The organism is Algoriphagus sanaruensis, assembly GCF_001593605.1.
GTDB lineage: Bacteria > Bacteroidota > Bacteroidia > Cytophagales > Cyclobacteriaceae > Algoriphagus > Algoriphagus sanaruensis.
Genome location: NZ_CP012836.1, coordinates 1,788,476 through 1,797,500, shown reverse-complemented (window position 1 = coordinate 1,797,500; position 9,025 = coordinate 1,788,476). Strand labels below are relative to the sequence as shown.

At 38.6% G+C, this 9,025-nt stretch carries 7 protein-coding genes and 1 tRNA gene (1 of these 8 only partly in view); 2 read left to right on the top strand and 6 right to left on the bottom strand.

The genetic code is table 11. The features are described 5' to 3' along the window. From AO498_RS08010 to AO498_RS07985, 6 genes are all read right to left on the bottom strand, one after another. A protein-coding gene (locus tag AO498_RS08010) for a PorP/SprF family type IX secretion system membrane protein (protein WP_067545757.1) crosses the window boundary here: on the bottom strand, positions 1-388 show its start. It extends 635 nt beyond the left edge of the window; the window shows 388 of its 1,023 coding nt (coding positions 1-388); the start codon lies at positions 386-388; its stop codon lies beyond the left edge, outside the window. Continuing rightward, the gene (locus AO498_RS08005; RefSeq protein ID WP_067545754.1) at positions 385-2,730 is read right to left on the bottom strand and encodes a PKD domain-containing protein; all 2,346 of its coding nucleotides are present in this window, start codon (positions 2,728-2,730) and stop codon (positions 385-387) included. The genes AO498_RS08010 and AO498_RS08005 overlap by 4 nt, the downstream gene beginning before the upstream one ends. Before the next feature lie 105 nt (positions 2,731-2,835). Continuing rightward, the gene (locus tag AO498_RS08000) at positions 2,836-4,107 is read right to left on the bottom strand and encodes an adenylosuccinate synthase (protein ID WP_067545751.1); all 1,272 of its coding nucleotides are present in this window, start codon (positions 4,105-4,107) and stop codon (positions 2,836-2,838) included. A gap of 139 nt (positions 4,108-4,246) precedes the next feature. After that, positions 4,247-4,588 (bottom strand): STAS domain-containing protein, encoded by a 342-nt coding sequence (locus AO498_RS07995; RefSeq protein ID WP_067545748.1) that lies wholly within the window; start codon positions 4,586-4,588, stop codon positions 4,247-4,249. Continuing rightward, complete coding sequence (locus AO498_RS07990) at positions 4,585-5,055, bottom strand: Fur family transcriptional regulator (RefSeq protein WP_067545745.1); 471 nt, start codon at positions 5,053-5,055, stop codon at positions 4,585-4,587. Before AO498_RS07990 ends, AO498_RS07995 begins: the two co-directional genes overlap by 4 nt. A gap of 53 nt (positions 5,056-5,108) precedes the next feature. Next, on the bottom strand, positions 5,109-7,325 hold the full coding sequence (locus AO498_RS07985) for a RelA/SpoT family protein (protein WP_067545742.1): 2,217 nt from the start codon (positions 7,323-7,325) through the stop codon (positions 5,109-5,111). Between the two features lie 164 nt (positions 7,326-7,489). On the opposite strand from AO498_RS07985, the gene AO498_RS07980 reads away from it, so the two are divergent. Both AO498_RS07980 and tig read left to right on the top strand, forming a co-directional pair. Beyond that, positions 7,490-7,571: transfer RNA gene (locus tag AO498_RS07980), tRNA-Leu, on the top strand. Positions 7,572-7,663: 92 nt separating this feature from the next. After that, a complete protein-coding gene (tig, locus tag AO498_RS07975) occupies positions 7,664-8,992 on the top strand; it encodes a trigger factor (protein ID WP_067545739.1) in 1,329 nt (442 codons plus the stop codon). Positions 8,993-9,025: the final 33 nt, after the last annotated feature.

Genomic DNA, 9,025 nt, shown 5'->3' with positions numbered 1-9,025 from the left:
TAGCATCTCTTGAAATGAAGCTTCCCTGTATCCCAAATTGGAGAAACTGATTCTCATCTATTTTAAGACGGTAGGCATAAACAAGACCGAGGTCATTAATTGCGGTATTTGTAAATGACTCCTGCGCCCCATGAATAATAATTCCTATACTGGAGTTTATTTCAGGAACATAAAAATCATAATAGCCCGAATAGGCCACAAAAGTTTGATCCAGCCCTGGCCATTGATTTCTAAAATTAAACCCAAATCGATTCATACCTGTACTCCCAGTCAAACCTGGATTTAGGTAAATAGGATTTGCATAATATTGACTGTACTGGATGTCCTGACCCAAAAGCTTGGATAGATTTATGACCAACAAACAGAATGTGTAAAGAATTTTTCTCATCGAATTAGCCGAAATTTTCCGCTTTCGACCACATTCTCTCCGTCGATCGAAACTCCTTTTAATTGAAATACAAAAATTCCCGGCTCGAGTAACTTGCCTTGCAAACTCCCATCCCACCCAGGAGTCTCTAAATCGGTAGTCTTAAAAATTAATTCTCCCCAAAGATTATAAATAGTCATGTCGATTTTAGCTAAACCTTTCCATTTAGGTAAAAAGGTTTTATTATCAGGCTGAGTGGGTGTAAAGCCAGTAGGCACCATTATTCTAAAACTTTTCGTGATAGAGACTACCTTAGAAAAGAAGGTTTTACAACCAAGTTCATCTGTGATTTTTAGTGAAACCTGAAACTGGCCTTTCTTTCCAAAGACATGAACTGGATTTTGTTCTGTTGAGGTTTTTCCGTCTCCAAAATCCCAATCCCATTTCACAGTCCTCGGATCAGACTTATCAGTAAATGCAATTGGATCGTCTGGAAATATGCCTCCTGAAGCATCATCTGAAATAACCGTCCCTTGGACCACAAATTCAAAATCTGGAATTATAGGATTATCTTGAATAATTACCTTCAATAAATTGGGCTCAGAGTAGCATTCAAATTGCTTTGCTTTTCTTCTTAATAAATATTCACCTGAAGCAGTAATCGATTTCAACTCTTCATTTCTGAAAATTCGCTCCTCTAATTCCAATTCATAATCGTACACATTCAAATCAAACCCTTCAATTATGGTTGTGACATCAACGGACTCCGTCGGTTGACAGCCCACCACTGGCAGATCAGAAATCAACCTTGGAATCTCTTGTTCTAGAACTTCGACTTCATTGGAATACGCAGGACAGCCTTTTAGATTGTAACCCAATACTTGGTAAAACCCTGGCTCTAGGATAAGAATTTTTGAATCTAAGGATCCAGAAATAATCACTTCTCCATCTTTTACCCAATCATACGAAGAATAAACCTCCCCTCCTTTTGCTTCCAGTATAATCGGCTCATCTCCACAAAATTCAATTTGATTCCTTGTTATACTTTCTCCCTCCTTCAGTAAGGAAACCGGATCTGGTGACTCTTTAATATCTAAAGTAATCGGATTCCCGTCTGAAGTTTTACCATAACTATCCGTTATCGTGTAATATACGGTTACCTGTTTACCTATGTAGTCCTCGTTTGGGGTAAAGGTAAATCCTCCTGCATTGTCACTCGCCTGAAAAACTCCTTCAGGTATCACCAAAAACCTATTTGCCTCCAGACATCTTGCTTGATTACAGATATCTCCTTCATTTTTGGTAATATCCTCTTTGGATCTAAAAAATTGAAGACAACGGATAGTGCTGTTTTCATTGGGGAGCAAGACCATTTGATCCTCAATCACAAACCTATTTTCCTGACCTGCACAGGAAGAATAATCATTAATATCTACTCCAGTTGGATTAATTAAAGCATCGTCTGCCGAAACCTCAACCTTTACATTTCTTATTTCATGAAAATTATTCGCACCACCAGTAGATGCCGCAAATCCAATTTTCAGATTTTTTGGTGGAATAAAATCATAGGGTCGATCAAAAATAGTTACCTGACGAGGTAAATTCGGCTCTGTTGTAACGAGCATCGTGAGTGTCAAAAAAAATCCAACTCCATTTGGATTAGGCGTTAATTCTAAATTGACTCGGCGGTACCCAGGCTTCATAGGATCAGTAACGCGAGAAGTTCCAGAACCACCAGAACTAATCGGAAATTGAGCCCCTGGATTCAATCCATCCTTATCAGTTCCGACTTCCATGGTTTTTCTTCCAACCACAAATTGATATCCAGAATACCCATTTCCAGGGCCCCGGATAACAATGGAATTTGGCGCTCTTCCAAATTCATCTAAAGATGAAAAGCTCCCCACCATACCTCCATGGGTTGTTCCAAAATTCCCGAATTCATCGAAACCAATCCCCAAATATGCATTAGACAACCCTGATTCGTTATTTCTTGGACCATATCCCAATGAACCCCCAAAACCCCCAGGTGTAAAACTTGGAGCATCTCCATCGAATAAAAACATTGAAACACCATCCCCTGGTTGAGGACTTGTGCCACCATAACTAAAATATTCAAACTCCACTTTCAATCCATAAGTCGATGGAAAAGGAACATTAATATATACATAACCTCTTTGGTCATTTTGATTAGAAGTAAGCTGAAGTACCCCATTAAGCAGTCTGGCATTTCCACCAAAAATAGTTTCGCTTAAAGTATTTGGAGTTTGAAATGTTTCGCAATATGGAAATCCAATCTGAGCAGGTGATTCAAAAAACAATCCACAGCACAATACCGACAACCAAAACCAAAATCGAATCATTTCCCAATAGATATTTTCAGTTGAAAATTAAGGGAACAACCGGATAAAAAGCAAAAAGCCTCTAACTTATTACAGCAGAGGCTTCTTATTCGCTATGAAATTCAATTATCTCAATATGGTCTGAACTCGGTCAGGCCCTACAGAAACTAGCTTTATTGGTACATTTAATTCTCCTTCAAGATAGGAAACATACGCCTTTAGCTCAGCTGGGAAGTCCTCATAAGTTCGAACTTCAGCTAATGAACAATTCCATCCTTTCATGGTCTTATAAACAGGCTTAACGTCCATATCAGTAATTTCGAAGCTTAATCGATCAATCAATTCCCCACTTGGAAGTTGATAGTGTGTACAAACCAAAATCTCCTCGAAGATGTTGAGCACATCAGCCTTCATCATGTAAAGCTGAGTGACACCATTGATCATGATGGAATATTTCAAAGCTGGCAAATCTAACCAGCCACATCGTCTAGGTCTTCCTGTTGTACTTCCAAATTCATTTCCTTCTTTTCGCATTGCTTCACCAGTCTGGTCAAACAATTCGGTTGGGAAAGGACCGCTTCCAACTCTCGTACAATACGCTTTGAAAATCCCAAATACCTCACCAATTCGTGATGGAGCGACTCCCAAACCTGTACAAGCACCGGCGGTCATTGTATTTGAACTTGTCACAAAAGGGTAACTTCCAAAATCCACATCCAAAAGAGAACCCTGTGCCCCTTCGGCAAGAATCTTTTTATTGCTTGCCAAGGCATCATTCACCACATATTCACTATCGATCAGATTCAGAGTTTTAACAAACTCAATGGCCTCAAAAAACTGAGCCTCCATTTCTTCTAATTTATCCAATGGATATTGATAAAAAGAAAGCGTGGTTTTATGTTTTTCCAAAAGTCCATCATACTTCTCTTTGAAATCTGGACTCAAAATATCACCAATTCTTAGTGCCGATCTACCAATTTTATCTTGATAGGTCGGTCCAATCCCCTTCAATGTTGAGCCGATCTTTTTATCTCCTTTAGATTGCTCATATGCTGCATCTAACAGCTTATGAGTAGGAACAATGATTGTCGCCTTTTTAGAAATGACCAGGTTTTTCTGGTAGTCAATCGAGAACTTGCCCAAACCCTCAATTTCTTTCTTTAAAATAATTGGATCAAGGACTACTCCATTTCCGATAATATTTAGGATCTGAGGTCTAAAAATCCCCGAAGGTATTTGGTGCAATACGTGCTTAATTCCGTCAAACTCCAACGTATGCCCAGCATTTGGACCACCTTGAAATCGAGCAACTACCTCATATTGAGGAGCTAACACATCGACAATTTTACCTTTTCCTTCATCTCCCCATTGGAGACCCAGCAATACATCCATCTTCATTTGATGTGGGTTCTAAGCTTACTAAAGAGTTTTTAAAGGGCGAAATTTGCGATAAGGGCAAAGAAAACCAAGGGAATAAGTTTATTTATTATTCAAAGCAGGCCACAAAAAACAAAAAGCCCTTTTTCAAGGGCTCGTGCTATTTTCCTGTTTTAAAATCCTCCACGGAATCATAGACCGTGAAGATATTATTCAGTTTAGTAATAATGAGCAATTTTTTCACATGCTCCGAAGGCGATGTCAAGTAAACCTCCCCACCTACATTCCGCATTTTGGTTAGCATGGTAATCAATAATCCAATTCCGCTGGAACTTATATATCGCACCTCACTGAGATCTACCACGAAAGTTCTCACCCCATCCAAAATGGCATCTGATACAATCTCAACCAATTTAGGACCTACTTCATCACCAATCAAATCACCAGAAAGATGTAAATAGTGGGATTGCTGATCTCTTTTTTGGGTGTAGGTTAGCTTCATTTATTTTCAGGTTTATTTTGACAATTTTCTTTCTGGCAATTCCCATAGAGAATTAGGGAATGATGCAACACTCGAAAGTTTAGAATTTCACCTACGGTATTTTGAATATTTTGGATACGTGGATCGCAAAATTCCATCACTTGGTTGCAGTCCACGCAAATCAGATGATCGTGCTGTTTATACCCATAGGATTTTTCAAATTGTGCCAAGTTTTTTCCAAACTGATGTTTGGTCACTAAATCACATTCCACCAGAAGATCTAAGGTATTATAAACAGTGGCCCTACTGACTCGATAGTTTTTATTTTTCATGCTGATATACAGCCCTTCCACATCAAAGTGACCGGACCTGCTATATATCTCCTCAAGAATTGCATATCGTTCAGGGGTTTTCCTAAGCTTTTGATTCTCGAGATATGCTGTGAAAATTTTCTTGACTTCCTCAAAATGGGTGGTATTCAAAGCCATTCTCTTCGTTTTTTTTCAAATATAACTAAGGGTTGCAAGAAATAATTCAACCACTAATCAAACCTTGTTACTTTAATGACTCCTTCTACCTGTTGCAGGTTTTTGATTAAATGATCCAAATGTTCAGTACTGTGCACATAGAGTTTAATGGTGCCATCAAAAATTCCTGCATCTGAATCTACGGTGATCGAGCGCATATTCACTTTCAATTCATTGGAAATCACCTTAGTCAGATCATTAATTAGGCCCACTCGGTCTGTTCCTACGATGCGTAGACCTGCCAGGAATGCAATTTCTTTTTGACTGGTCCATCTTGCTTTTATTACTCTATTCCCGTGATTGGACAATAGTTCGACAGCATTCGGACAGGACGTTCGATGAATTTTAATCCCTTCATTGATAGTCACAAAACCAAAGACATCATCACCTGGAATGGGATTGCAGCATTTAGCAAGAATATAATCCACCACATCCATGTCCTCACCGATTAGGAGCTGATCATGATCCTGGCCTTTTAAACTCTTGATTTCTTTGGTAAATGATGATTCATCCTTTACTCGATCAGTGACCTTAGCTTTTTGCTTTTGCTGTTCTTTAAATTCTTTGAAAGATTTAATAGAACTTGGATCAATAATTCCCTTTCCAAGCCGATAATAGAATTCATTTGCGGTTTTCAAATCAAAAAAAGCACGCAGCTGATCTACTACCTCAGATGTGAAGTCGATTTTGAGTGATTTAAGTTTTCGCTGAGCAATTTCCTTCCCATCAATGATCGCTGATTTTTTCTCTTCCCTTAGGGATTCTTTGATTTTTGCTTTAGCCCGGGAGGTGACAACATGATTTAACCAATCCTCTGTTGGCTTCTGTTTATTGGAGGTTAGAATTTCAACCTGATCACCATTCTTTAATTTGTAAGTAATCGGAACCAATTTTTGATTCACTTTTGCCCCGATGCATTTTGCTCCGATTTCGGTATGAATTTCGAATGCAAAATCCAGTGCTGATGCTTCGTGAGGCAATACTTTAAGATCCCCCTTGGGAGTAAACACAAACACTTCATCATGGAAAAGATTTCCTCGAAAATCATCCATGAATTCGATTGCGTTTCCATCGTTGGATTCTAGCAAACTTCGTACTTGGCTAATCCATTCATCCAAACCTGAATTTGTCCTTCCAGAAGCATCTTTCTCTTTGTATTTCCAATGAGCTGCATATCCTCGCTCTGCGATTTCATCCATCCTATTCGTCCTAATCTGTACCTCCACCCATTGACCAGTATTGCTCATCACAGTGGTATGCAAGGATTCATAACCGTTAGATCTTGGAGTACTAATCCAATCTCTGAGTCGATCAGGGTTAGGCCGATAAAAATCAGTAACAATCGAGTATACTTGCCAACAGTCAGCCTTTTCATCCTCTAGTTCACTTTCCAAAATGATCCGAATGGCAAAGAGGTCATACACTTCTTCGAAAGGTATCCCTTGCTTTTTCATTTTGTTATAAATAGAATGGACGCTTTTGGGCCTTCCTTTGATAACAAATTTGAACCCTTGCTTTGTTAATTCATCTTCGATTGGAAGGATAAAACTCTTGATAAACTTATTTCGATAGGATTTCGACTCGTTGATCTTTTTAACAATATCCTTGTACGTTTCTGTATCAGTATATTTCAAATAGAGATCTTCCAACTCTGACTTAATCGCGTAAAGACCTAGCCTATGCGCTAGTGGGGCATATAAATACATGGTCTCAGAAGCAATCTTTAGTTGCTTATGACGAGGCATGCTCCCAAGGGTACGCATATTATTTAATCGGTCTGCAAGCTTGATTAGAATAACCCGAACATCCTCCGAAAGCGTGAGAAGCATTTTTCGGAAGTTCTCCGCCTGTTGCGAACTTCCATATTCAAAAACACCCGAAATCTTCGTCAATCCATCAATAATGGTCATGACTTTGTTGCCGAATTCGCGTTCAATATCCTCCAGTTCAAGATCTGTGTCTTCAACCACATCATGAAGCAAGGCAGCAATAATCGAAGTAGTCCCTAATCCAATCTCCTCCACACAAACCAAGGCAACCTCAAGAGGGTGGTAGATGTAAGGTTCCCCTGATTTTCTTCTCATGTCTTTATGAGCTTCAAGGGAAATGTTAAAAGCCTTTTTTATCAGCTTTGTATCTCCAGGTTTGAGAATGGGTTTGGCATGCCGCAGCAACTTCCGGTATCTTTTTAAGATTTCTTTACGCTCTAATTCTAAATCCACGTGGATCATGGGTAATTATTTTTTCAAAATTGGGACAGTGAATTAATCAATCCACTTTTTTAGAAATATTTTTTTTAAGCCATTGCAAAAAATCAAATTATGTACTTACCTTTGCATCCACAATCAGGAAACGAAGTCACAAAAGGTGTTTTTCTTGCTTGATTCAATATAATGCGGATGTGGCGAAATTGGTAGACGCACTAGACTTAGGATCTAGCGCCGCGAGGCATGGGGGTTCGAGTCCCTCTATCCGCACAGCACAAGCCCTCAATCACTCAACTGTTTTAATTAACAGGAAAGGGATTGGGGGTTTTTAGTTCAACATCATCTGTTTAATTCGAAATACCTTGGAAATCACATTAGACAAGCACGCAGCAAATCAAGCTTCAATTAAAATTAAGCTAAACGAAGCAGATTATCAACCTAAGGTTGATGCCAAACTTAAGGACTACGCCAAAAAAGCAGTTATTCGAGGTTTTAGACCTGGCAAGGCGCCATTTTCCATGGTTAAAAACATGTACGGAACATCCGTTCTTGTTGACGAGATCAACCAAATTTTAGGTGAGTCTCTAAACAGCTACATCAAGGAACAAACTTTTAAAATTCTTGGCGAACCACTTCCAGTGGAATTAGAGGACAATTCAATTGATTGGAAAACTCAAAAAGAATTTGAATTCGAATACAAAATCGGTTTCGTTGAAAATATTTCCCTGGCACTAGATCAATCTATCAAAGGAAAAAAATACTCCATATCGGTAGATGATAAATTAGTAAACGAAACTCTCGATAATTTAAAGTCTCAATATGGAGAGAATTCTAACCCTGAAACCTCTGAGGTTGGAGACTTCATTTACGGTGATTTAGCAGCTAAAGAGGGAGAATTTACTAAAACCGTTTCCCTTGACACTTCAAAAATTTCTAAAAAATTAGCGGGTAAATTTACCGGTATTAGCAAAGACGCTATCGTTGAATTTGAGGGCAAGGAAGTCAAGAAAGACGAGTGGACTGCCGCTTTTGGTTTGAATGAGGTAGATTTTGCAGACGCAAAAGGCTCATTTACTTTTACCGTTCAAAACATAAATCGTACAACATCAGCTGAACTAAATCAGGAATTCTTTGACAAAATCTTTGGGCCTGATCAAGTAAAAACTGAAGAAGAATTTATTGCCAAAGTAAAAGAAACACTTCAGGGCTCTTATGATCGTGAATCTAAGGTATTCACTGAAGAAGAATTGAAGAAGGTTTTGGTTGAAAAGGTTGCAATTTCTCTTCCGGATGACTTCTTGAAAGAATGGTTATTAAGAGCAAATGAAGGAAAAGTAACTGAAGCGGATGTTGAAAATGAATATCCAATTTATGCTAAGCAGTTGACTTGGTCCTTGATTTCAAACCAGATCGCTAAAGAGCATGGAGTTCAGGCAGAGCATGAGGATGTAATTGAAAAAACCAAGGAAATGATCCGGGAGCAATTTGCATCATCTGGACTTGGTGCACAATTAGAAGCCAGCATGGATCTTTTTGTAGACAATTACCTAAAAGGAAATGAAGGACAGAATTACATGAATATGCTTACCTCTGTTCAAAATGATAAAGTCCTTTCATTGGTTCAAGAGAAAATCGATCTAGTCGAAAAGACTATCACGATCGACGAATTCAAGGAACTTTTGGAGAAGTAATTCGATTTTAGAGTTTATATTGAAAAGTCCTTT

Coding starts and splice junctions, on each gene's coding strand:
- AO498_RS08005 (WP_067545754.1), bottom strand. CDS start 2,730: ATGATTCGATTTTGGTTTTGGTTGTCGGTATTGTGCTGTGGATTGTTT.
- AO498_RS08000 (WP_067545751.1), bottom strand. CDS start 4,107: ATGAAGATGGATGTATTGCTGGGTCTCCAATGGGGAGATGAAGGAAAA.
- AO498_RS07995 (WP_067545748.1), bottom strand. CDS start 4,588: ATGAAGCTAACCTACACCCAAAAAAGAGATCAGCAATCCCACTATTTA.
- AO498_RS07990 (WP_067545745.1), bottom strand. CDS start 5,055: ATGGCTTTGAATACCACCCATTTTGAGGAAGTCAAGAAAATTTTCACA.
- AO498_RS07985 (WP_067545742.1), bottom strand. CDS start 7,325: ATGATCCACGTGGATTTAGAATTAGAGCGTAAAGAAATCTTAAAAAGA.